Genomic DNA, 24,375 nt, shown 5'->3' on the forward strand with positions numbered 1-24,375 from the left:
AGCGCAAAGCCGATCCTGCTCTCTTACCCGGCACAAGCTGCCGTGCGGAAAACCGACTCAGTAAAATTTACTTGGCTGATTTGCGCCTCACCCGCTCGAACCGCCTAAAAGTCAAGTCGAATTGCAAGTAGCCGAAATTCGTTAGGAGTCCGGGCGGATTCCGGTTGCAGTAAAGGCAAAGCGGGGCAAGCATCGGTGGAACGAGACCTTAGGAGGGGCCATAATGTCGCGTATTTCCGCAAAAACCTTTACTTTTATTACTTCCACCGCCGTTCTCGCGCTGGCGCACGGGACCGCTTTCGCGCAGTCCGAAACGCCGCCGCCCGCAGAGCAGAGTGGCGAAAAATCCACCGAGATTGTGGTAATCGGGACACAGATTCAGGGCGCGAAGATCAACGACGTCCTGCCGGTCACGGTGCTTGACGAAACCGACATTGAAAACACCGGCGCGGCGTCGGGGGACGAGCTGTTCCGCGCCATCCCGCAGGCCGGTACCGTGGCCTTCAACGAACAGAACGCCACCACCGTGAACAACTCGCGCGGCGACGTTGCCTCGATCAACCTGCGCGACCTTGGCACCGGCAACACGCTGCTGCTGATCAACGGTCGCCGCATGACGCTGCACCCCGGCTTCCAGACCGAATTGCTGGTGCCCGTGGTCAGTTCCGACACCAATGAAATCGCACCGGGCAGCGTGCGCCGGGTCGAAGTGCTGCGCGACGGCGCATCGGCCATCTATGGCGCGGACGCGGTGGCGGGCGTGATCAACACCGTGCTGCGCGGCAACCGGACCGGCGGCTTTGTCGAAGGCGACTGGCGCGCCTCGGACGGCACCGGGCTGTACAATTATCGCATCAGCGGCGGCTATGGCTTCGATTTTGCCGGGGGCCGTGCAAACCTGACCGTTTATGGCGGCTATTTCCATGAAAACGGCATGGCCGCGTCGGAACGCGACTACGCCGCCGATGATGATCGTCGCCCGCTGGTGGTGGGCACCGATTTCGAAGGCGACGCTTCGTTCAACAATCGCAACACCTTCGGCCCGTTCGGCCAGTTTGACATCCAGGCCCCGTCGAACCGCACGCCGATCGGCGATGATGACTTCTACCTGCAGCCCAGCACCTTCCCGGGTTGCCGCCTCGATTTCGGTAACGGCCTGTGCGCGCGCAACGGCACGACGCCGACCACCGATGTGCGGTACAACACCAATTTCGGTGACACGCTGATCAGCGAAAAGAATCGCTACAACGCCATGGCGCTGTTGAACTACGAGCTGTCGAACAGCCTCGAGGCTTATCTTGAGGCGAGCTATTACCGCACCGAGAGCCGCCGCTTCCTCACGCCTTCGGCGGTTCTGAGCGCCGTGCCGATCGGGATTGCGCGCGATGCCTATTGGAACCCGTTCGGGCCGACCACGCTGGCTGACGGTTCGCCCAATCCCAACCGCCTGCCGGGGACAACCATTGCCTCGGGCGGTGCGGACATCATTATGGAGCGTTATCGCTTCGTCGATGTCGGCAGCCGCGACATCACCGTGGACAAGGACGTCTACCGCTTCGTTGGCGGGCTCAAGGGCAATCTGGGTTCGTGGGATTTCGACACCGGCTTCGTCTATTCCGAAGCCGAGCTGATCGACGTTTCGCACAACCGCCTGTCGCACACGCTGCTGCAACAGCAGCTCAACCTGACCACTCCCGATGCCTACAACCCGTTCAACGGCGGCTGTGTCGTCGGCGACCCCGGTCAGGGCGATTGCACCCCCAACCCGGTCAGTTCGATCGACCCCTTCCGCATCAGCGTGTTCCGCAAGGGCGGCACCAGCCTCGCACTGGCCGATTTCAAGGTCAGCCGTGACGATCTGTTCGAGTTGCCCGGCGGCAATCTGGGTATCGCGGCGGGTGTCGAATGGCGGCGCGAGACGTTCTACGACGATCGCGACCCGCGGCTTGACGGGACGATCACCTACACCGACAGCGTGACCGGCGTTTTCAACGGTTCTGACGTCGTCGGCACCAGCCCCTCGCCCGACACCAACGGTTCGCGCAATGTCTATTCGGCGCATGCCGAGCTGTTCGTGCCGCTGGTCGGCCCTGACATGGACATTCCGCTGATCGAGGAGTTGAACCTGCAGCTGGCAGGGCGGATCGAGCATTTCGACGACATCAACGAAACCGCTGCCGTTCCGCGCGTCGCGGCATCGTGGACCACGCTGCCGGGGGTTACCCTGCGCGGCGCATGGTCGCGAGGGTTCCGCGCACCGAACCTTGTTCAGGTCAACGACGAAGGCACCACCCGTTCGAACACCCGCGACGATTTCGTCGTGTGTCAGGCGCGGGTTGAAAAGGGGACGCTGGCAAACCTCGGCGGATGTCCGGGCGAAGGCGTGATCAGCTTCCGTTCGGGTACGGAAAACCTCGTCCCCGAAGACAGCACCAGCATCAATCTGGGCGTCGTGCTCGAACCCGAGTTCATTCCCGGCCTGACGCTGACGGCGGACTACTGGCGCGTCCGGCAAACCGGGCTGGTCGGCACCTTTGGCGATGACAACGCGATCGCTCTCGACCTGCTGCGCCGCCTCAACGGCAGCACCAATCCGAACGTGATCCGCGCTGCCCCCACCGCCGATGATATCGCGCTGTTCACCGGCACGAGCCTTGCCCCTGCGGGTGAGATCCTGCAGGTGCTCGACCCCTATCTCAACCTCGACAGCCGCACTTCGAAGGGTTGGGACTTCGGCCTGTTCTACAACGTCCCCGATTTCGGGCTGGGCGATTTCCGCGTGCGGCTCAACGCCGCGCGGCTCAAGAGCTTTGTCCAGTCGGCAGGGCCGGACGGTCAGGAACTGCTTGATGCGATTGCGGCGGGCGTGCTTCCCACCGATGTCACCGTCGGCGGGCTTGGCGAATTGCTCGAAATCGAAGGACGCCCGAAATGGCGGTTCAGCGGTTCGATCAACTGGGAAAGCGGCCCCGTCGATGTCGGCCTGTTCGGCAATTATGTCGGCAAGGTGTGGGATACCTCCGTCACTCGCGACGTGCTGATCGAAACGACCGATCCGAACGGCAATTTCTACCGTGTGAACGATGTGTTCGTGACCAATTTCTCGATCTCCTACACGATCGAGAACAACACGCCGCTTGACGGAACCCGCCTGCGGTTTGCGATCAACAACGTGTTCGACAAGGATCCGCCGCTGGCTGACGAAACCTACGGCTACTTCAGCGAACTGCACTCCGCACGCGGGCGTCAGTTCCATGTGGAGCTGCGCAAGAACTTCTGATCGCACGCATTCCGTCGATCCTGACAAACGAAAGGCGCGCCCGCAACGGCGCGCCTTTTCTGTTGGCGGCGAGCGCCGAAAGGGCGCAGCGGTTGAATCCCGGGCCGATCCCCGCTAGTGGCGCTGCACCAACCGGCAAGAGAAACCGATGAACAAGTAAACCAACATTCTCGTCCGAATTCTTCGACACCAGATTGCATTGGCTTGTTCATGTCGCACCTCCACATCGATCGCATCATCTGCGCCACGCCCGAAGGCACCGCGCTGTTTCCCGAATTTTCCGCCACCATCACGCGCGAGACCGTGGGCCTGTTCGGCCACAACGGCACCGGCAAGACGACGCTGCTACGGGCGATCTGCGGGGAAGTGCCCATTGCCTCCGGCACGATCACGGCCGACGGCACAATCGGCTTCATCCGCCAGCATGGCTACCCAGACGGCACCAATGTCGCGCAGGCGCTGGGGGTCGAAGAACCACTCGCCATGCTGGACCGGATCGAGCAGGGTCTGGGCGAAGCGCATGATTTCGAGGAAGCCGACTGGACCCTACCCGCCCGGCTCGAACAGGTGCTGGTTGAATGCGGGCTGGAGGGGATCGACCCGCGCAGACCTGCCGACAGCCTGAGCGGGGGCGAACGTAACCGGCTGAAAGTCGCCGCCGTCCTGCTCGAACAGCCAGACATCCTGCTGATGGACGAGCCGACCAATGATCTGGACGATGCCGGACGGGCGATGATCATGGACCTGCTCGATCGCTGGCACGGCCCTGCACTGGTCGCCACGCATGACCGGGCGGTGTTGGCCCGGGCGGACCGGATCATCGAACTCTCACCCACCGGATCGCTGACGGTCACGGGCGGCTGGGATGCCTTCGTCGCGGAACGCGAGGCGCGGATCGCGCTGGCGCATGAGAACCTTGACCGGGCAAAGGCACTGGCGAACGCCGCCAAGCGCCGCCAGCAGGCCCGCACTGAGCGGCAGGACCAGCGCAACCGCCAAGGCCGGGAAACCGCAGCGCGGCGCGATGCGACCAAGCTGGAAACCAACGCGCAAAAGGAACGCGCCGAAGGGAATTCGGCCCGCAACCGTTCGCTGGGGGAGCAACAGGCAGAGCAAGCGCAGGAAGCCGTCAGGCTGGCCGAGGCATCGGTGGCGCGGGTCACGCCGATCAGGATCGAACTGCCTTCCTGCGGCCTTGCACCGGGTCACAGGCTGCTGGAGGCAAGGTCGATTGGCTGCGAACGCGACGGGAAGGTTTTGTTCGGGCCGTTGGACCTCGCCATCATCGGGCCGGAACGGATCCATCTCAAAGGGCCGAACGGCAGCGGCAAAAGCTCGCTCGCGCGTATCCTCGCCGGGCAGGATGTCCCTTCAAGCGGCAGCGTGGAAATCGATGCCGAAAGGATCGCGGTGCTCGATCAGCATCTCGACCTGCTGCAACCGGACGAAACCATGCTCACTGCGATGCAGCGGCACAATCCGCTGCTTGATCGCAACGCCGCCCATGCGGCGCTGGCACAGTTCGGTTTCCGGGCAGCCTGGGCGCAGCGGCTGGTCGGCAGCCTGTCAGGCGGAGAAAAGGTCAGGCTGGCGCTCGCCTGCCTGTTCTCGCGCCCGCATGTGCCGCAATTACTGATCCTCGACGAACCCACGAATCATCTCGACCTGCCTTCGATTGAAATGCTCGAAGCCGCGCTTGTCGCCTATGACGGGGCAATCGTGTGCTGCACCCATGACGATCAATTCCGCGACGCATTGCAATTGTCGCGCACGCTGGATCTGGCTGCAACGCCCGGGGATTAAAGCCCCAGTTCGGTCAGGCCGGGGTGATCGTCAGGCCGTCGGCCCAATGGCCAGAACAGCTTGCGATCAGCCTGTGCGATAGGCGTTTCATTGATGCTAGCAAGACGGATCCGCATCAGCCCGTGATCGTCGAATTCCCAGTTTTCGTTGCCATAGGCACGATACCATTGGCCCGCATCATCGCGGTATTCGTATGCAAAGCGGACGGCGATCCGGTTTCCGGTGAAGGCCCATAGCTCCTTGACCAGCCGGTATTCGTGCTCGGCTGCCCATTTTCGGGAAAGGAAGGCCTCCACCTCGGCGCGCCCCTGCGGGAATTCGGCCCGGTTTCGCCACCTCGTGTCCTCGGTATAGGCGAGCGCGACTTGCTGGGGGTTGCGCGAATTCCAGGCGTCTTCGGCAAGGCGCACTTTCTGGACGGCGGTTTCGCGGGTGAACGGGGGGATCGGTTGGCGCATGATGATGCGGGCCTTTTGTACGCGATGCCGCGTGCGACAGGGCGACGCGGCACATGGAGAGGGGAAAAAGGGCGGCCGGCCCCGGGGAAGAGAGGGAGAGGGAAGGGCCGGCCGCCAGGCGGGGTCAGAGGTCTTCGACGCGGGCGTGACGGATCTTCGCCCATTGCTCTTCGGCCTTGCTCAGCGTGTTTTCGCGATCGGCGAGATACCGTTCGAAAATCACCGCGTTGACGAAGAGGTACAGCTTGCCATCGACGATGTCGGCATAGCGCGGATCGCCGTCCAGCTTCTTGCCAAGCGCCACGGCATAGGCACAGAAGCCGCCATATTGCGGAAGGTAGCGATCGGGATCGGCCTTGAACTGCTGCGCCGTGATTTCCGATGCGAAGTAATAGGCGACCCCGTCATGCACGACAGTATGCGTGGCATCGCCTGCGGCCACCGCGTTCATGGTGCTGAGCACGACCGTATCCACGCCATGAACGCCCAGACCGACACCGTCGAGGGTGTAGCCATTGGTGATGTTGTATTCGTCAGCCGCGTTGGCGGTGCCGGTGAACGCCGTTGCAAGAGCAAAGGCGAGAGCGAGTTTGCGGGTATTGGCAATCATTGTGGTTCTCCTGAAATTGGGGGCAATCGGTGTGGACGGTGATCGCAAGGCATTGAGGCGCTTGGGGGGAGGCACTTGGGCACTTGCGATCACCGCCCGATCGACCGGCGCTCGGGACATGGGGGATTGGAAAGACGCCGGTTGATTTGGGTGGAGCCTGATCAGCCGGGGCTGTAGGCGGAACGGATGGCGGCGACGGTGTTCTGCGTGTTGTCGACCGCGCTTGCGATCATGCGAAAGTTCACCAGCGAAGCCTCGTAGCCGTTGTAATGTTCGGTGATCGCGCCTGCGGTGGCATCGGTGACAACCATCACTTCGAACCCGGCTTCGATCAGGGCACGCATGTGGGATTCGGTGCAGAGGTTGGACGACATCCCGCCCAGCACGACCTTGGAAATGCCCGCCTTGCGTAATTGCAGCGCCAGATCGTTGCTGTCGGGGCCATAGACCTTGTGCGGGCTCGTCACGACGGTGCGGCCGTTGTTGATATGCGGCTTGTACTGTTCCAGCCAATCCGCACCCGAACCTTCGAACCCTTCAAGCGTCAGCGCGTGCGGGCGATCGAACATGCCGATCGCGTGCATCAGCGTTTCCAGCGTCCCTTCGAACTGCCAGCGGTGATCATGTTCGAAATAATAGTGCGGCGAAACGAACACCGGCATTCCGGCTTCGTCGGCGACTTCGAACAGCGCACCAAGATTTTCGACCGTGCGGTTTTCGGTGATGCTCTGCCCGACAACGCCCCAGGTCACGCCTTGGGGCGACAGGAAATCATTTTGCGGGTCGGTGATGACGATGGCCGTTTTGCCGGGTTCAATTGTGAAGCCGGGCATGGGCAATCCGTCATTGACGGGCGGCTGGGTGGCGGTTGCCGCGCGGCTTTCCGGGCCTTGAGCGGCAGCCTGAGCGGCGGCTTGCGTGACCGGCGCGAGCGCCATGCCGGCGATGCCGACGATGGCAATGAGCACCGCTGCCTGAGAACTGAACGAGTGCGGGGACTTGGTTGACGACATGTGTTCCTCCTGATGACTGGACCAACCTTAACTGATCGGTACACCTTAAATCGCGAAGGATAACCGATCTGTCAACCTTGGGGTTTGAAAAAAAATGTCGGATGGCGCTAGCGGACCAAGAGGCGCATCAATATCCAATTGGTTTTACGGTATTTTATAGATTGCCCTTGAAAGGCGGCGTCCGAAGGATCATTTACCGATCAGTCATTGATTGAGCCTGATCGGAGCAGAAATGAGCGCTTCAAAACGCGAAGAACTGGTGAGCAAGGCGCTCGATTCGTTTTATCAGGGCGGGTTCCACGCCATCGGCATGGATCGCCTCGCGAAAGAGACCGGCGTTTCCAAGACGGCGATCTACAAGCATTTCAGGACCAAGGAGGACCTGATCCTCGCGACCCTGAGATTGCGCGACGAACAGTTCCGCAACTGGCTGCAACGCCGCACCGAAGCGATCACCGACGATCCGCGCGCGCGGCTGCTGGCGATATTCGATGCGCTGGGCGAATGGTTCGACGAACCCGGCTTTCGCAGCTGCATGTTCGTGAAGGCATCGTCCGAATACCAGCAGCGCGATCATCCGATCCATGCCGTTTCGGCGGAGCACAAGAGCCTGCTGGCCCGCTATTTCGAGGAGCTGACGACAAAGGCAGGCGCGCCCGAGCCAAGGGAGCTCGCCTACCAGTTGCTGCTGATCAAGGAAGGCGCGATCGTGATGGCGCATCTGCACGATCCCAAGGAAGTAACCCGCAAGGCGAAACAACTGGCCGAGGTGACGATAAACGCAGGCTTTGGCGAATAGCCCTTGCGGTTTGCGCGCCCTTCCCGCCCGGGATAAGAACACCGGTAATTCTTCACTCCAGCCGGTGCTGCCTCCCCCATGACCCTAGACCCATTGCTGCCCCCGCAGTCATCCATGCCGGACGTGCTCGCATCGATTGCGCTGATTTCGACGCTGCTGGTCGCATGGTGGCTTACCGGGCGGGCGCTCAGGTCGAAGGACGATCTGACCCCGCAGATCGCCCGGCGATGGACCGCGAATGTGCGCAACGGGCTGGTGCTCGTCGCGATTGTCGGGCTGCTGATGATCTGGGCGCCGCAATTGCGCACTTTCGCCCTGTCGGTCACCGCGGTTGCCGTTGCCATCGTGATCGCGACCAAGGAACTGATCCTGTGCCTTTCGGGATCGGCCTTCCGCACATTCACCCGCGCCTACACAATCGGCGACCTGATCGAGATCGGCGAACACCGCGGCGAAGTGGTCGATATTAGCCTGTTGTCGACCCGCATCCGCGCCGTCGATGCGCGCACAGGTTCGATCCGGGCATCGCGCCAGTCGGTGATGATCCCGCACAGCCTGCTGTTCAGCCAGCCCGCCCGCGTGCTGAGCAAGGCGGGATCGACAGCCGAACATGTCTTTACCCTGACATTCGAAACCGCTTTTGACCTGTTTTCGCGCCATGGGGAGCTGGAAGAAACCGCAGCCGCAGCGATGACCGAAGCCGGGTTCGCGCCCACGACAGGCGATCAATCGCGCCCCCGTATCGCCTTCATGACAAGCGATATCGGCCGCATTCGGCTTGAGGTTTCGGTCAGCGCGGCACCGGGTGATGCGGGCGAGATAGAGAACGCGATCACTACGGCGATCGGTTCCTTCGTCTATTCCAAGGGCTGATCACCCCCTGCCAAGCGCCACCGGCGCTCTCATTTTTGAGAGGGCGGTTTTTGATCCAGGTCAAGGTCGCACCCCCCGTCTTCGTTCCAGATTGCGCTCCATTGCCAGCGTGAGGAAGTGTGCCCTGTGCGCTGGCATCCAGTTTTGGAGGGATGCCCGATGGAAGCGCTTGAACGGATTGATGCGACCAGCCCGGAGAATTTGCAGAACCCCTACCCCTATTACGATCGCCTGCGCAAAGAGGCGCCGGTGTTCCGCGATCCGAAAACCGGCATCGTCTCGGTATCGACCTATGATCTGGTGCTTGAGGTCAACAAGAAGCCCAAGATCTTCTCCAGCGATTTTTCCGCGCTGCTGAGTTCGGGCGGATCGGGCAGTTTTGACCCCGAAGAGGAAGCGATCCTCGCCAAGGGGCTGGAACGGCGCGACACACTGCTCACCGCCGATCCGCCGATGCACACGCGTTACAAACGGATCGCGATGCATGCGCTGCCGCTGAAACGGATCAACGCGATGGCGCCCTATATCGCTGAAGTCACCAACAGCCTGATCGATCCCTTTGCCGATGCGGGCGAGGTAGAATTCAAATCGCAATTTGCCGAGCTGCTGCCCGGCATCGTCATCGCCGACGTGCTGGGCGTGCCGCGCGAAGACCTGCCGATGTTCCAGGGCTGGGTGCGCTGTGCGATCCTGCGCCTCAACGGCAATGCCAAGCCCGAAGAGCGCGCCGATCTCGCCCGTAGCGAAATCGCCATGCAGGATTACTTCCGCGCGATCATGGCCGAAAGGCGAGCCAATCCGGGCGATGATGTCGTGTCAGACCTGATCGCCGCGCGCATGCCGACCGACGATGGCGAGCGCCCGCTGGACGATTCCGAGGTCTATTCGATCATCCAGCAGATCTTCACCGCCGGGCAGGAGGCGACCGCTCACGCGCTGGCCTATGCCGTCGCGCAATTGCTCGCCAATCCGGCGCAAATGGCAGCGATCATGGCGGACAAGACGCTTGTCCCCGGCTGGGTCGAGGAAACCGCGCGCCACCTTTCGCCCTCGCACAACATGTGGCGGGTGGTGAAGGAGGATACGGTGCTGGGCGGTGTCGCGCTCAAGGCCGGGGAGCCGATGCTCCTGCGTTACGGCTCAGCCAATCGCGATGCGGCGAAGTTCGCCGACCCGGACAAGTTCGACGTGGCGCGAGAGAACGTGCGCGAACACATCGCCTTCGGAGCCGGCGTCCACACCTGCCTCGGCATGTATCTGGCGCGGCTGGAGATGGCGACGGCGCTACCGATCGTGCTGGAGCGGCTGCCGAACCTGCGCTTCGCCGATCCGGAAAATCCGTTCCAGTTCGCCGCCAGCCACATCCTGCGCGGGATGCAGACGCTGCGGCTCCATTTCGATCCGGCCTGAGCCGGGGACAGACTTACGGGAGAGAGAAAATGGTCGAAACGCTGACGGGGACGAACCGGTCGAAAGGGATCACCTACGACGAATTGCTCGACATGGACACGCATCAGGTGCCGCCGCGCTTCCGCGAGGACAGCCCGATGCCCGCCGGGCCGACCATCGTGAACCCGAGCATCTATTACTCGCGCGATTTCTTCGATCTGGAAGTCGAACGGCTGTGGAAGAAGGTGTGGCAGATGGCCTGCCACGAAGACGACATTCCCAATGTCGGCGACAGCCATGTCTATGACATCGCCAATCTGTCCTTCATCATCGTCCGTACCGCGCCAGACGAGATCAAGGCCTTCCCCAACGCCTGCCTTCACCGTGGCCGCGCGCTGTTGACCGAAGATGCCAAGGGAGTTCACGAATTCCGCTGCCCGTTCCACGGCTGGGGCTGGAAGATCGACGGCAAGTTGAAGGAAGTGCCGTGCCAGTGGGATTTCCCTACGGTGAGCGAGAAGACCCACAGCCTGCCGCCGGTCAAGGTCGGGCGCTGGGGCGGATGGGTGTTCATCAACCCGGACGACAATGCCGAGCCCTTCGAGGATTTTCTCGGCGATATCGACCGGCATTTCCAACCGATCCCGTTCGAACGCCGTTACAAGGCGGTGCATGTCGCCAAGAAGCTGCGCTGCAACTGGAAGGTGGCGCAGGAGGCTTTCATGGAGGCCTATCACGTGGTCGCCACGCATCCGACGCTGCTCGACGTGATGGGCGATGCGAACAGCAAGTACGACGTGTTCGGCAACCTTTCCCGCGCGATCTCGCCCAACGGGATGCTCAGCCCGCATGTCAATCCGGCGCTGGTGGCAGAGCCGCTGGAAGGCGCGAAAACCTATGCCAAGGTGCGCCATGCACTGTCGGGCAATGTCTATGAACGGCTCGGCGAAGACCGGGTGAAAGTGACCGCGCGCGACGGGCGCACCGGCATTTTCGATCACGCCGCGCACCATATCGAAGGCGAGCTTGACCACGCCGACATCCAGCTGTGCGACTGGGTGGGCGGGCGCCTGCCCGAAGGCTGGGAGGAGGAGATCGACCCCACCACCACCGGACCCGTGCCCGAACGGCGCAAGGCGATGGCCGATCAGATGCGCGAGCAATGGCGCGAAAGCCTGGGTGACGAGGTGGACGAGATCAGCGACGCCGAATTCGTCGACACGATCTATTACAACCTGTTCCCCAATATCAGCCCGTGGGGATGCTTCGATCCGATCTTCTACCGGTTCCGCCCCAACGGCGACAATCCGGAGGAATGCATCCACGAAATCATGTTCATGCTGCCCGTCGCCAAGGGTCAGCCGCGCCCTGCCCCGGCCCCGGTGCACTGGCTCGATTTCGATGACGATTATTGCGACGCGCCCGAACTCGGCATGCTGGCCAAGGTGTTCAATCAGGACGTGGTGAACCTTCCGCATGTGCAAAAGGGCATGAAGTCGATCAAGTCGAAAGAGATCGTCTTCGCCAATTACGGCGAGACAAAGATCCGGCACTTTCACAAGCTGCTGAACGAGCACCTGTCGCGCTAGGCATCGGAATGGAAAGGGCGGCATCGGCGCGCCGCAGATCGGCGGCGCGCCTCTCCCATCCCGAATTTCCCACATAATCTTACGCAAAGTGATCCTGAAATCAGATATGGGCGTTAGTTTGCGCATTTCTGATTGTCATTTTATCCGCATATGATAAATTCCCCGCATCGGGAGAGGGTGAAATGACAGATGCGGCGGCCTTGCAACGGGAATTTCGCAACGCGCTTGGATCGTTTGCGACCGGGGTGACAATCGCGACAACAATGGACGCGGCCGGTCAGCCCGTGGGAGTCACTGCCAGCAGCTTCAATTCGGTCAGCCTCGAACCGCCGCTGGTACTGTGGTCGCTGGCCAAGAAAAGCCTGTCTTGCGACACCTTCTGCGAAAGCGGCCATTTCGCGGTTCACGTCCTTGCTGCATCGCAGGAAGACCTCTCCAACCGCTTTGCCCGTTCGGGGGAGGACAAGTTCAACGGGATCGAATGGCGCGAAGGCGCTCTGGGTTCTCCCGTCTTCGATCAGCACGCCGCGCTGTTCCAGTGCAAGACCCGCCACCTGTACGAAGGCGGGGACCATGTGATCCTTGTCGGCGAAGTGATCGATTTCGAAACCCGTGACGAGGCACCGCTGCTGTTCCATGCCGGCAGCTATGCCGAACGCCGCCCGCGTCCACGCGGCGAAGCCACGGAATCGGTGGACACCGAACATGGCCGTTTCAGCGACGATTTCCTGTTTTACCTGATCTCGCGCGCGCATTTCCAGACATCGCGCCCGACGCGGGAAAAGCTGGAACAACTGGGATCGTCGATGGAGGAATATCTGACGCTGGCGGTGTTGAGCATGGAGGCACCGCTGGGTCAGCAGGAACTGGGAACCCGGCTAGTCCACACCGGCCACGCCCCGTCAAAGCGGCTGCTCGACCTGATGACCCGCAAGGGATTGCTGGTCGAAACCGATGATCGCTACGATCTGGGTGAGAAGGGAAGGGAACTGTTCGTCGAGACGCTCGCCTTCGGCAAAGGGCTGGAGGCCGACCTCGCCAATCATTTCACGCAGGCCGAACTGGCGGAGACAAAACGCGTTCTCAGGCGGCTGATCGAACTGACCGGTCAGGACGTCCCGATCGGCTGGCGTGACAACTAGAAGAAAAGCCTAGGCCGTCTTGCGCAATTCGGTCTTGAGCACTTTGCCCGAAGCGTTGAGCGGGAGGCTTTCGACGATCTCGAAAATGCGCGGAACCTTGTAATTCGCCATGTTGGCGCGGGCCCATGCGGCCAGCCCTTCCGCATCCGGCGAAGCGCCCGGACGCGGCACGATAAAGGCCTTGCCGATTTCTCCCATCCGATCATCCGGCACACCGATCACGGCAACCATTCCGACCTCGGGGTTTTCCGAAAGCAGCTTTTCGATCTCGGCCGGATAGCAGTTGAACCCGCCCGAGATGTACATGTCCTTCAGCCGGTCGGTGATCCGGACATATCCGTCTTCGTCCATAACCCCGACATCGCCCGTGTGCAGCCAGCCGTCGGCGTCGATCGTCTCGGCGGTGGCTTCGGGATCGTCGAGATAGCCTGCCATCACACCATAGCCGCGCACATGGATTTCGCCCGTCTCGCCGCGCGCGACCTCTTGCCCATCCTCACCGGTGATCCGGACCTGAAGACCGGGGATGGCCTTGCCCACGCTGGTCGCGATCAATTCGGCATCATCGCCCCGGCGGCACGATGTGATGGTCGAACATTCGGTCATGCCATAGGCCGTGACGGTATCGACAAGGCCCAGTTCGCTGCGCATCCGGCGGATCAGTTCGGGCGGCACGCTGGCCGCGCCGGTGGCAGCGCCGCGCAGGCTCGACGTGTCGAAATCGGTCTGCGCCTTGGCCGCCAGCAGCGATTGGTAGATCGTGGGCGGGCCGGGCAGGAAATTGATCCGGTCCTGCTCGATATGGCGGATCACCTGCGGGATGTCGAAACTGGCCATCGGCACGATCACCGCGCCCGCGATCAGCGCGGCGACCCAGCCCGCCTTGAACCCGAAGCTGTGAAAGAACGGGTTGATGATGAGGTATCGCTCGCCCGCCTTCAGCCCCATGACTTCGACCCAGTGGCGGAACATCGGCACGATCCGGTCGTGAGTGGAAATGACGCCCTTGGGAGCACCGGTGGTGCCGCTGGTGAACATGATGTCCGAGATATCGCCGGGTGCGAGACGCGCCAGCGCTTCAGTAACCGCCGGATCGCCTGCGCCTTTGCCCGAGTCGACGAAAGCGTCCCAATCGCTGTCCAGCAGGATCGTCCGTTCCAGCGCCGGGAGATCCTCAGCAGCGATCAAATCGGGGTAGCGTGTGCCCAGGAATTCACCGACAGTCAGCAGCAGCCGCGCCCCCGTCCGCCGCAGGATGTCGCCCGCCTCGCGCCCTTTCAGCCGGGTGTTGAGCGGCACGATCGCCGCCCCCGCCGCCATCGCCCCGATCGCCGCGACGATCCATTCGCGGCTGTTGGGTGCCCAGATCGCGATCCTGTCGCCCTTGCCCATGCCCGCCGCGATAAAGGCCGATGCGGCAGCGCGGGAACGGTCCCACAGCTCGGCGAACGACCACTCTTCGCCCTGTTCGAGCAAGGCAGGCTGATCGCCCCAATTGCGCGCCGCGGCTTGCGCGACATGCGGGATGGTCAAAGGCAGGTTTTCGCTCATTTCAGCCCGGACCCATGTTTTCCGGGCCGAAGAACGCGCGCATTTCGGCAACCTTGCCGTTTTCATCGAAGCGGAAGACGTCGATCACGTCTATGCGCGTTGCCTGCCCTTCCCAATCGAGCGTCACATGAAACGCGAAGGCCGCGTGATCGGCGACGCAGCGCACCGGGCCGTCGAGCGCCAGCCTGGCGCCCATCGCGATACCTGCGCCGAAGAACTCGCGAATTTCCGCATGCCCTGTCTTTGCCGGACTGCCGACCGGGTCCTCCACCCGCGCATCCGGAGCGAAGATTGCGACGATCCCGTCGAGATCCGCCCGGTTGTAGCAATCGACATAGGCTTTGACCGCCGCTTCCATCTGCGCTGCGTCGGGCATGTCAGTTCTCCGGGTAATAGCGGCTGATCGTATCGACCACGCAGGCCGGTTTGTCGGAGCCTTCGATCTCGACAGTCACCCGCACAACCGACTGGTATCCGCCCTTCTTTTCCTCGACGCTCACGATCTCGCCCACGCCGCGAATGTTGCTGCCGACCTTTACCGGGCTGAGAAACCGCAGACCGTCGGCGCCGATATTCACCGCGTGGGAAAAGCCTCGCACTTCAATCAGTTGCGGCAGGAAGAAGTTGACGAGGCTCATGGTGAGATAGCCATGCGCGATCGTCCCGCCGAACGGGCCGTCCTTTGCGCGCTCGACATCGACATGGATCCACTGGCGATCCTCGGTCACTTCGGCGAAGCCGTCGACCCGGTCCTGCGTGATGCGGAGCCAGCCGGTCGGGCCAAGCTGCGTGCCTTCGGCACCAATGAGATCGCGCGGGCTTTCAAAGACTGTCGCCATCGTCAGGCCCTCTGGCTGGAGACGGACAGCACTTCGCCCGTCATGTAGCTGGCAAGATCGGATGCGAGGAAGATCATCGCGTTGGCGACTTCCCAGACTTCCGCCGGACGACCAAACGCCTCTTTGGCCGACAGTTCGGCCAGCAGGTCTTCCGTCGTCACCTTGGCAAGGAAGGCGTGCATGGCGATCGAAGGCGCCACGGCATTGATGCGCACCCCGTGTTCTGCCGCCTCCACCGCCGAACAGCGGGTAAAGGCCATCACCCCGGCCTTTGCCGCCGCGTAATGCGCCTGCCCCTTTTGCGCGCGCCAGCCGAGCACGGACGCATTGTTGACGATTGCCCCGGTCTGCCGCTCCTGCATCGCCGGAAGGAAAGCGCGGGTCATCCGGAACACCGAATTGAGCGTCACGTCGAGCACGCGGTGCCATTGATCATCGGTCATGTCGACCACCGGCACTTCGCCGCCCAGCCCGGCGTTGTTGATCAGCACATCGACATGGCCAAGCCCAGCCAGCGCGGCATCGCGCAAGCTGTCGACCTGATCCTGCTGCGTGACGTCGCAAAGGCAGGTAAGCGGACGAGCGGCCCCGGTTTCGGCCGCGATGCGATCGGCAGCTTCGCCCAGGCGGCGCTCGTGAAAGTCGCTGATCAGGACTTGCGCGCCTTCCTCGACGGCGCGCTTGGCCACGGCATAGCCGATGCCCGTACCGGCAGCCGCCGTCACGACGACGGTCTTGCCCTTCAAAAGATCGCGGGCGGGGGGATATTGCGGTGTCAGTGTCATTTGTCCCCCCTCGGTTCGCGGGGCATGCCCAGCCCGCGCTCGGCGATCAGGTTGCGCTGGATCTGGTTGGTGCCGCCATAGATCGTGTCGGCGCGCGAATAGAGGAAGAGATTGGGCAGAACGCTCCATTCATATTCGGGATTGTCGGTGATTTCGCCAGCCTGACCCAGCACGTCCATCGCCAGTTCGCCAAGGCTGCGGCGCCAGCTTGCCCACTGGATCTTGTAAGTCAGCGCGGCCCCGTCGACCTTGCTGTGATCGGTGGTCGAAAGCATGCGGAGCGCGCCGTAACGCATCAGCCGCAGGCCGATTTCAGCCTTGGCGATACGTTGCCGGATCAGCGGATCATGGGCCGCGCCATTGGCCTTGGCCGCGGCGATGATTTCATCCAGCTCGTTGCGGAACGCCATCTGCTGGCCCAGCGTCGAAACGCCGCGTTCGAAGCTGAGCAGGCCCATCGCCACGCGCCAGCCATCGCCGACAGCGCCGATAAGGCTATCTTCGGGGCAACGCGCACCGTCGAAGAATGTCTCGTTGAATTCGGCATCGCCGTTGATCTGCTTGATCGGCCGGATTTCGATACCCGGCTGGTCGATCTCCATCATCAGGAACGTCAGCCCCTTGGGGCCTTTCGATCCTTCCTCGCTGCGCGCGACAACGAAGATCCAGTCGGAAATATGCGCAAGGCTGGTCCAGATCTTTTGCCCGTCGACCACCCATTCCCCGCCATCAAGGCGCGCCTTGGTACGCACCGCCGACAGGTCGGAACCGGCATTGGGTTCGGAATAGCCCTGGCAGAAGATCGTCTTTCCCGCCGCGATGCCGGGCAGGAAGCGTCGCTTTTGCTCCTCTGAGCCAAACGCCAGCAGGGTCGGCCCGGCCAGTTCGATGCCGATGTGGTTGACCCGGCCCGGAACGCCTGCGCGGGCATATTCCTCGGCAAAGATCACCTGCTGGGCCAGCGTGGCGGAACGCCCGCCCCACTCCTTGGGCCAGCCGATGCACGACCAGCCGTGTTCGCCCAGATGCTGTTCCCACTCCTTGCGGCGCTCGGCCTTTTCGGTGAGCGTGGTGATCCCCTTGATGTCAGCGAATTCGCCGGCCATCTGCGCGTTCAGCCAGTCGGCGGCCTCGGCCCGGAATTCCTCTTCCGCCGGTGTAAAGCCAAGCTTCATGCCACCTCTCCCAGAATTTGCTTCGCCACCTGCTCGCGGTGCCAGTTCCCGTCTTTCAGCAAGGTCTGGATCGAACGCGCACGCTTGAAGAACAGATGCGCGTCATGTTCCCATGTAAAGCCGATGCCGCCGTGCAACTGGATCATGTCGGCTGCGCATTTGAAGAAAGTGTCAGCGCAGAACGCCTTGGCAGCGTGCAGCGCGAGCTGCGGATCGTCGCTGTTTTCGTCATTGGCGCAGGCCGCCCAGTACACCGCGCTGCGGGCCTGTTCGATTTCGATCATCATGTCGGCCAGCCGGTGCTTGTACGCCTGGAACGAACCGATCGGACGCCCGAACTGCACGCGTTCATTGGCATAGCGGACGGTGCGATCAAGGCACGCCTGCGCGCCGCCCAGCGCCTCGGCCGCAAGCGTGATCCACGCTGCAGGCTGACTGGCGGTGATCGCAGCCTGCGTATCGGCCAGCGGCTCTCCCGCCACGCCATCAAGCACCAGCGTGGCAAGCGGCCTCGTCTGGTCCATGGTGGTGTGCGTGATGATCGAAAGGCCGGGCGTATCGGCGTGAACCACCCATGCCTGATCAGGATGGGCAAGGATGAAGACATCGGCGACATTGCCATGCGGCACGAATTCGAACCGGCCGCTGATCTTGTCGCCATCATGACTCACGGTGTCGTTGCCGACAGCGGCGGCAATTTTCTCGCCCGCAAGGATAGCGGGCAGCAGATCGGATTTCTGCGCATCCGTTCCGCCCGCCGCGATCATGGCGGCGGCGATGTTGATACCCAGCAGCGGCATGGCGGCGACATTGTACCCTGCCGCTTCGGCGACGATCGCCATTTCGACATAGCCAAGGCCAACTCCGCCCAGCTCTTCGGGCACGATCACTCCGCCAAGACCCAGTTCCTCGCAGAAATCGCGGTGCAACTGGCGATCCACCCCGTCGCCCGCCATCGCTGCGCGGGTGCGGTCGCTGGTCGCGTTCTCGCCGAAGAAACCTTGAGCGGTTTCGGCGATCATCTGCTGTTCTTCGGTGAAGACAAAATCCATGTCAGGTCCCCCAGACCTTGCGCGGCTCAACCCGCTGCTTGAGCAATGAATGCACCGCTTCGCCGACATCCGCCGGGTTCCAGCGCGCGCCCTTGTCGATCATCGGCCCTTCGCGCCAGCCGTCCTCGATCATGATCTTGCCGCCTTCGAGCTCGAAGACGCAGCCGGTGACATCGGCGCTTTGATCGCTGCCCAGCCAGACGACAGCCGGTGCGATATTGGCCGGGTCCATCACGTCGAACGCCTCGCCCTCGGTCGCCATCTTTTCGGCAAAGGCCTGTTCGGTCATGCGGGTGCGGGCCGACGGGGCGAGCGCGTTGGCGGTGATGCCATACCGGCCAAGCTCCGCCGCCTGCACCAGCGTGAGCGAGGCGATGCCGCCCTTGGCGGTCGAATAGGCCGCCTGCGCGATAGAGCCCTGAAGCCCCGCGCCGCTGGTGGTGTTGATGATGCGGGCATCGGGATTGCCGCCTTCCTTCTGCTTGGCGCGCCAGTAATTCACCGCGTGGCGGCTGATGCAGAAATGGCCGCGCAGGTGGACCTGCATGGTCGCATCCCATTCCTCGATGGTCGCTGAAACGAACATCCGGTCGCGCACGATCCCGGCATTGTTGACGACGACATGCAGGTCGCCAAAACCCTCGATCGCCGCATCGACAATGCGCTTTGCCGCGTCCCAATCGGTCACGTCGTCATAGTTCGCGATGGCCTGACCGCCTGCGGCCCTGATCTCTTCGACCACACCGTCCGCCGCGCTGGTGTCGCGCCCTTCGCCGCCCAGCGAAGTGCCGATGTCGTTGACCACCACATTCGCCCCTTCGGCGGCAAAGGCGAGCGCATAGGCCCGGCCCAGCCCGCGCGCGGCGCCGGTGATGATAACGGTGCGTCCGTCGCAGATTCCCATTAGCTCAACCTCTCGATGATGGTGACATTGGCCTGACCGCCGCCTTCGCACATGGTCTGGAGGCCATAACGCCCGCCGGTATCCTCAAGCGCGTGCAGCAGCGTCGTCATCAGACGTGCGCCGGTTCCCCCCAGCGGATGGCCAAGCGCGATCGCGCCGCCACGCACATTGACCTTTTCATGCGGAATGCCGAGTTCCTTCATCCACGCCATCGGGACGCTGGCGAAGGCTTCGTTGCATTCGAACAGGTCGATATCGTCGACCGAAAGCCCGGCCCGGTGCAGCGCGAAGCGGGTTGCCGGGATCGGCGCGGTCAGCATCCACACCGGGTCATCGGCGCGCACGGACAGGTGATGGATGCGGGCGCGCGGCTCAAGGCCGTGATCCTTCACCGCCTGTTCGCCCGCGATCAGCAGTGCCGCCGAACCGTCGCAATTCTGGCTGGCGACCCCGGCAGTGATTGTCCCTTCGCCGCCCACGGGATTGAGCGCGGCGAGCCCTTCCAGCGTGGTGCCGGCGCGGATCGTTTCGTCTTCGGCCAAGCCTTCGAGCGGGGCAATCTCGCGCGCAAAGGCACCGCCGGTGGTCGCAGCATGGGCGCGGGCGTGCGAGGCGCAGGCGAATTCCTCCATCGCTTCGCGGCTGATTTCCCACTTGTCCGCGATCATCTGCGCGCTGGCGATCTGGTTGAGGATGCCGTCACCATAACGCGCGATCCAGCCGGGAGAGGTGTTGAACGGATTGTCGAAACCATAGGGCTGGCCCGCATACATCGCGGCCGAAATCGGGATCGCGTTCATCGCCTGGCTGCCCCCGGCAACGACCAGATCCTGCGTCCCGCTCATCACCCCTTGCGCGGCGAAATGGACGGCCTGCTGGCTGGAGCCGCACTGGCGGTCCACCGTCGTGCCGGGGACGTGTTGCGGCAGACCCGCCACCAGCCATGCGGTGCGGCCGATATCGCCTGCCTGCGGCCCGATCGTGTCGCAGCAGCCCCAGACGCAATCGTCCACCGCGCCAGGATCGACATCATTGCGCGCGAAAAGTTCCCTGATCGGATGCGCGGCAAGGTCTGCCGGGTGGAGCGTGGCAAGCGTGCCCTTCTTGCGGCCCATTGGGCTGCGCACAGCGTCGATTATGTAGGCTTCTGCCATGTTTCAAACGTCCTCAAGCGAAGGTGTTTTGCGGCCCGATCGGGTGATCGCCGCCAATGATTGCGGCATCCACGCGCCTTGCGTGAAAGCCCCTGCTGCCCCAGGCGCCGGACAGCGCCCATGCGCGCTTCATCCAGAAATGCAGGTCGACTTCGTAAGTGTAGCCCATCGCGCCGTGCACCTGGATCGCGCTCTCGCCCGCCAGATAGGCGGCATCGCTCGCCGCCAGTTTTGCGTGGCTGACATGCAACGATGCGCTGACCGCGCCGTCTTCAAGCGCCTGCGCCGCGCGCCACAGCACGGGCCGCGCAAATTCCAGCGCGACGGCAACATCGGCCAGCTTGTGCTTGATCGCCTGAAACCCGCCGACCGGCTGGCCGAACTGTTCGCGCAGCTTGGAATATTCGACCGCCTGATCCAGCATGGCCTCGGCCAGCCCGACAAGCTGCGCCGAAGCCATCAGCGCGCCCAGATCGAGCAGCTGCGGATCATCGCTGGCATCGCCCGGCAATTGCGCAAGGTTGCGCAGCGGATCGACGCTGTGCAGCGGCCCACCATCGCCATCGGAGTGCCAGCCGTTGATCGAATGCGCGGCGATCGGGCGGAATTCCCCCGCTGCCACTTCGGCAAGCCTGCCGGTGTCCCCGCGCGCGATCATCCACGGCACGCTGACATAGGCGCTTTCGACCAGCGGCTCGGCAAGGCAGAAACGCCCGCATTCACGCGCGATCAGCACCGCGTCGAGCAATCCCATGCCCAGCCCGCCCTCTTCTTCGGGAACCAGCAAACCGGGCAGACCCATTTCGACCAGACCCTGCCAGATTGCAGGATCGCGATTGCCATCGGCATCGAGTTTGCGCAGCACTTCGGGCCCATGCGTACCCGAAAGATAGTCGCGCACGGCTTCGGCCAGTTCGAGCCGTTCGGGAGCGATCAGAAAATCCATCAGCCCGCTCCTACCCGCGGCATGCCCAGCAAACGCTCGGCCGTGATGTTGCGCTGGATCTCGTTCGAACCGGCGTAGATCGGCCCCGAAAGCGAGAAGATGTAGCCTTCGAGCCAGTCATTGGCGGAGCCGTCGGCAAACTGCTGCAATTCCGCTGCCGCGCCCAGCAGGTGCATCGCGGTGCGGTGCATCGCGCGATCGAGTTCCGACCAGAAAATCTTGTTCAGGCTGGCTTCGGCCCCGATGCTGCCGCCCGCCATGATCTTCGCGGCGACGGCATAGGTGTTGTAGGCATAGGCTTGGCTCTCCATCCACGCCTTTGCCACCGCCTCGCGCGCCGAAGGAGCCGCATCGTGTCCATGCTTTCGAAACAGCTCCACCAGCCGCTTTGCCGCTGCCTGGAAACGGCCGGGTGAGCGCAGCATCAGGCCGCGCTCGAACCCGGCGGTCGCCATGGCGACCTTCCAGCCTTCCCCCTCTCCCGCAAGGCGGTTTTCGACTGGAACGCGAACTTCATCGAAGAACAGCTCGGCGAAACCCGGATTGCCGTGGAGTTGCCGGATCGGGCGACGGGTGACGCCGGGCGCATTGAGATCGAACAGGATGAAGGACAGCCCCTTGTGGCGCTGGCTGCCTTCTTCGGTCCGAAACAGTCCGAAACCCCAATCGGCAAAGCTCGCCCTGCTCGACCAGGTCTTCTGACCGTTGATGACGTAATGATCACCATCGCGGTAAGCGGTGGTCTTGATCGCCGCCATGTCGCTGCCCGCGCCGGGCTCTGACCATGCCTGCGCCCAGATCTTCTCGCCTGCGGCCATCGGCGTCAGGAACCGCGCCTTTTGTTCTTCGGTCCCGTACTCCATGATCGTGGGTCCGAGCAGGAAGATGCCGTTCTGGTTCACCCTGAGCGGTGCGCCCGCGCCCCAGTATTCCTCTTCGAAGATCAGCCATTCGATCAGGTCGAGCCCGCGCCCGCCATAGCTGGTGGGCCATGTCACCATGCCCCAATTGCCTTGCGCCAGTCTGCGTTCCCATTCGACGTGCTGGTGGAATCCTTCTTCGCCTTCGAGCGTGAGAAGCGGCTTTTCCGGCAGGTTGGCAGCCAGCCATTCGCGCACTTCCGCACGGAAAGCCTGCTGCCGGGGGGTGTATTGCAGCTGCATGATCAGAACTCTGCGGCTTTTCCGGTTTTCACGAATTCGTCGCGCGATTTCTGGCTGTCTTCGTGCATGTACATTTCGAGCGTGAAGCCCTGTTCCCAGCGATAGCCGCGATCGACATCGCGCGCTTCGAGGCCGTTCAACGCTTCCTTGGCGATAACCAGCGCCTTGCGGCTTTTCGATGCGATCACCGCGCAGAACGCCCGCGCCTCGGCCTCCAGATCGGCGCGCGGCACCACTTTTTCGACCGCGCCCAATCGGTGCGCTTCGGCCGCCGGAATATTGCCTCCGGTGAAGAAAGCGGCGCGCACCTTGTGCAGCGGCAGCATGCGCGACAAATGGCTGGCTCCGCCCATCGCGCCGCGATCCACCTCGGGCAGCGAGAAATAGGCATCGTCGGCAGCAATGATCGTGTCCGCCGCTCCGCAAATGCCGATACCGCCCCCAATCACGAATTTGTGCGCGGCGACCACCACCGGAATCTCGGCATCGCGGATCGCCTTGAACGTCAGGTAATTGCCGCGATTGAGCACGGTGATGCGCTCGGGATGCGCCTGCATCTCCTTGATATCGACGCCGCCGCAAAAGCCCTTGCCCTCGGCCCGGATCAGCACGCAATTCACTTCGGGATTGCGCGCCGCAGCGGTCACGATGTCGGGGATCGACATCCAGGTTTCGCTGTCGAAGGCGTTGACCGGCGGCACGTCGAAGACGATTTCCGCGATGCGATCCTTGATGTGGGTTTCAATGCCCATCAGGCGGCTCCCTTCAATTGCGGTGTTACGGATGAAAGCGCGGCAATCCGCTCAAGCGCTTCGGCTTCGATCCGCGCCAGCAGTTCGGCGCAGGACGGCAGATCGTCGAGCCTTCCGGCGACCTGGCCCGAAGCCATCAGCCCACCGATCGCATCGCCATCGACCACCGCCTTTTGCAGCAATGTGGGCGCGGCGGCGGCGAGCATCGCTTCGGGGAGCGACATTTCGCCATGGCTGGTCATGCCGCGCGCCGCGGCGAGCAGTTCGCCCCAGCTGGCACCGGTTTCGCGTTTCATCGCCATCGCGGCGAGCAACCCGCGCCGCCACCGGGCAAAGCTGCCGCCAGCCTCGATCCGGTCGAGCATGGCGTTGCGGATCATGCGCTGCGGAATGCCGTCGATCTTGGAGGTGACGAAAATGTCCTGCGTGCCTGCCCGCGTGTAGGCTTCCTTGACCTGTTGCGGGACCGGGCTGTCGCTGGTCATCATGAAGCGCGATCCCATCGCGATCCCGCTTGCGCCATAGGCCAGCGCCGCCGCCAGTCCGCGCCCGTCGGCAAAGCCACCTGCCGCGGCTACCGGCACGTCAACCGCGTCGAGCACTTGCGGCAACAGGATCGTGGTTGCGACCGATCCGGTGTGCCCGCCGCCTTCGCCACCCTGGATAGTGATCGCCTGACAACCCAGCGCGACCATTTTCTGTGCGTGCTTTACCGCGCCGACAGTGGGGATGCAGATGATCCCCGCGCTGCGAAACTTGCCGATCATCTCGGCATCGGGGCCGCGCCCGAAACTCACCGCCCGCACCCGGTCGGCATTGGCAAGGATGATCTCGACGATGTCCTTGGCACCCGGCTGGAAGCTGTGGAAGTTCACCCCGATATTGTGCGGGGTCATGCCCTTAAGCTCTTCAATCGCTGCCGCCAGTTCGGCAGGTTTCATCACCGCGCCCGCGAGAAAGCCGAAAGCGCCTGCGTTGCTGCTTGCCGCAACCAGCCGGGGGGTCGCGATCCAGCCCATCGCCGTCTGTATCACCGGCAGGCGGCAACCGAGCATCTCGGTCAGCGGTGTCGAGAGGGAGGCGCGCGGATCAGCCACA

Annotated in this window: 22 protein-coding genes; 7 read left to right on the forward strand and 15 right to left on the reverse strand. The window is 63.0% G+C overall.

Features of this window, described 5'->3' with window-relative positions:
* Positions 1–223 precede the first annotated feature (223 nt).
* A complete protein-coding gene (locus AABA34_RS14385) occupies positions 224–3,280 on the forward strand; it encodes a TonB-dependent receptor domain-containing protein (RefSeq protein WP_338303177.1) in 3,057 nt (1,018 codons plus the stop codon).
* A gap of 210 nt (positions 3,281–3,490) precedes the next feature.
* The gene (locus AABA34_RS14390; protein WP_338303178.1) at positions 3,491–5,083 is read left to right on the forward strand and encodes an ABC-F family ATP-binding cassette domain-containing protein; all 1,593 of its coding nucleotides are present in this window, start codon (positions 3,491–3,493) and stop codon (positions 5,081–5,083) included.
* On the opposite strand, the gene AABA34_RS14395 is transcribed toward AABA34_RS14390, so the two are convergent.
* From AABA34_RS14395 to AABA34_RS14405, 3 genes are all read right to left on the reverse strand, one after another.
* On the reverse strand, positions 5,080–5,544 hold the full coding sequence (locus tag AABA34_RS14395; RefSeq protein ID WP_338304753.1) for a nuclear transport factor 2 family protein: 465 nt from the start codon (positions 5,542–5,544) through the stop codon (positions 5,080–5,082). The two genes, AABA34_RS14390 and AABA34_RS14395, sit on opposite strands and share 4 nt — an antisense overlap.
* Before the next feature lie 121 nt (positions 5,545–5,665).
* Positions 5,666–6,151 (reverse strand): YHS domain-containing (seleno)protein, encoded by a 486-nt coding sequence (locus tag AABA34_RS14400; RefSeq protein WP_034955196.1) that lies wholly within the window; start codon positions 6,149–6,151, stop codon positions 5,666–5,668.
* A gap of 161 nt (positions 6,152–6,312) precedes the next feature.
* Complete coding sequence (locus AABA34_RS14405; protein ID WP_338303179.1) at positions 6,313–7,164, reverse strand: cysteine hydrolase; 852 nt, start codon at positions 7,162–7,164, stop codon at positions 6,313–6,315.
* A gap of 232 nt (positions 7,165–7,396) precedes the next feature.
* Between AABA34_RS14405 and AABA34_RS14410 the strand changes: the two genes are divergently transcribed.
* From AABA34_RS14410 to AABA34_RS14430, 5 genes are all read left to right on the forward strand, one after another.
* Positions 7,397–7,963, forward strand: coding sequence for a TetR/AcrR family transcriptional regulator (locus AABA34_RS14410; RefSeq protein ID WP_034955801.1), 567 nt, complete (start codon positions 7,397–7,399; stop codon positions 7,961–7,963).
* A 78-nt stretch (positions 7,964–8,041) separates the two neighbouring features.
* Complete coding sequence (locus tag AABA34_RS14415; protein WP_084155784.1) at positions 8,042–8,836, forward strand: mechanosensitive ion channel family protein; 795 nt, start codon at positions 8,042–8,044, stop codon at positions 8,834–8,836.
* Positions 8,837–8,995: 159 nt separating this feature from the next.
* Positions 8,996–10,246, forward strand: coding sequence for a cytochrome P450 (locus AABA34_RS14420; protein ID WP_034955198.1), 1,251 nt, complete (start codon positions 8,996–8,998; stop codon positions 10,244–10,246).
* Between the two features lie 29 nt (positions 10,247–10,275).
* The gene (locus AABA34_RS14425; protein ID WP_034955201.1) at positions 10,276–11,814 is read left to right on the forward strand and encodes an aromatic ring-hydroxylating oxygenase subunit alpha; all 1,539 of its coding nucleotides are present in this window, start codon (positions 10,276–10,278) and stop codon (positions 11,812–11,814) included.
* A gap of 182 nt (positions 11,815–11,996) precedes the next feature.
* Positions 11,997–12,956, forward strand: coding sequence for a flavin reductase (locus AABA34_RS14430; RefSeq protein ID WP_034955203.1), 960 nt, complete (start codon positions 11,997–11,999; stop codon positions 12,954–12,956).
* Between the two features lie 9 nt (positions 12,957–12,965).
* Here AABA34_RS14430 and AABA34_RS14435 read toward each other — a convergent pair whose 3' ends face one another.
* The 12 genes from AABA34_RS14435 to AABA34_RS14490 are packed head-to-tail and all read right to left on the reverse strand — an operon-like array spanning position 12,966 to position 24,374.
* The gene (locus AABA34_RS14435) at positions 12,966–14,507 is read right to left on the reverse strand and encodes a FadD3 family acyl-CoA ligase (RefSeq protein ID WP_034955204.1); all 1,542 of its coding nucleotides are present in this window, start codon (positions 14,505–14,507) and stop codon (positions 12,966–12,968) included.
* Position 14,508: 1 nt separating this feature from the next.
* Complete coding sequence (locus AABA34_RS14440) at positions 14,509–14,883, reverse strand: nuclear transport factor 2 family protein (protein WP_034955206.1); 375 nt, start codon at positions 14,881–14,883, stop codon at positions 14,509–14,511.
* A gap of 1 nt (position 14,884) precedes the next feature.
* Positions 14,885–15,346, reverse strand: a complete 462-nt coding sequence (locus AABA34_RS14445; RefSeq protein WP_034955208.1) for a MaoC family dehydratase — start codon at positions 15,344–15,346, stop codon at positions 14,885–14,887.
* 2 nt (positions 15,347–15,348) lie between these two features.
* Positions 15,349–16,131, reverse strand: coding sequence for an SDR family oxidoreductase (locus AABA34_RS14450; protein WP_034955210.1), 783 nt, complete (start codon positions 16,129–16,131; stop codon positions 15,349–15,351).
* Positions 16,128–17,306: an acyl-CoA dehydrogenase family protein gene (locus AABA34_RS14455; RefSeq protein ID WP_034955212.1), complete on the reverse strand. Its 1,179-nt coding sequence runs from the start codon at positions 17,304–17,306 to the stop codon at positions 16,128–16,130. The genes AABA34_RS14450 and AABA34_RS14455 overlap by 4 nt, the downstream gene beginning before the upstream one ends.
* The gene (locus tag AABA34_RS14460; RefSeq protein ID WP_034955215.1) at positions 17,303–18,358 is read right to left on the reverse strand and encodes an acyl-CoA dehydrogenase family protein; all 1,056 of its coding nucleotides are present in this window, start codon (positions 18,356–18,358) and stop codon (positions 17,303–17,305) included. The genes AABA34_RS14455 and AABA34_RS14460 overlap by 4 nt, the downstream gene beginning before the upstream one ends.
* A gap of 1 nt (position 18,359) precedes the next feature.
* Positions 18,360–19,262, reverse strand: coding sequence for an SDR family oxidoreductase (locus AABA34_RS14465; protein WP_034955217.1), 903 nt, complete (start codon positions 19,260–19,262; stop codon positions 18,360–18,362).
* Positions 19,262–20,416 carry an acetyl-CoA C-acetyltransferase gene (locus tag AABA34_RS14470; RefSeq protein ID WP_034955219.1) on the reverse strand — a complete coding sequence of 385 codons (1,155 nt, stop codon included), beginning with the start codon at positions 20,414–20,416 and terminating at the stop codon, positions 19,262–19,264. Before AABA34_RS14470 ends, AABA34_RS14465 begins: the two co-directional genes overlap by 1 nt.
* A 13-nt stretch (positions 20,417–20,429) precedes the next feature.
* Positions 20,430–21,362: an acyl-CoA dehydrogenase family protein gene (locus AABA34_RS14475; protein WP_034955221.1), complete on the reverse strand. Its 933-nt coding sequence runs from the start codon at positions 21,360–21,362 to the stop codon at positions 20,430–20,432.
* A complete protein-coding gene (locus AABA34_RS14480; protein WP_034955223.1) occupies positions 21,362–22,525 on the reverse strand; it encodes an acyl-CoA dehydrogenase family protein in 1,164 nt (387 codons plus the stop codon). The genes AABA34_RS14475 and AABA34_RS14480 overlap by 1 nt, the downstream gene beginning before the upstream one ends.
* Positions 22,526–22,527: 2 nt before the next feature.
* The gene (locus AABA34_RS14485; protein ID WP_034955225.1) at positions 22,528–23,277 is read right to left on the reverse strand and encodes an enoyl-CoA hydratase family protein; all 750 of its coding nucleotides are present in this window, start codon (positions 23,275–23,277) and stop codon (positions 22,528–22,530) included.
* Positions 23,277–24,374, reverse strand: coding sequence for an NAD(P)H-dependent flavin oxidoreductase (locus AABA34_RS14490; RefSeq protein WP_034955227.1), 1,098 nt, complete (start codon positions 24,372–24,374; stop codon positions 23,277–23,279). The genes AABA34_RS14485 and AABA34_RS14490 overlap by 1 nt, the downstream gene beginning before the upstream one ends.
* Between the last annotated feature and the right edge of the window lies 1 nt (position 24,375).

It is taken from the genome of Erythrobacter sp. Dej080120_24 (genome assembly GCF_036322605.1).
Taxonomy (GTDB): domain Bacteria; phylum Pseudomonadota; class Alphaproteobacteria; order Sphingomonadales; family Sphingomonadaceae; genus Erythrobacter; species Erythrobacter aurantius.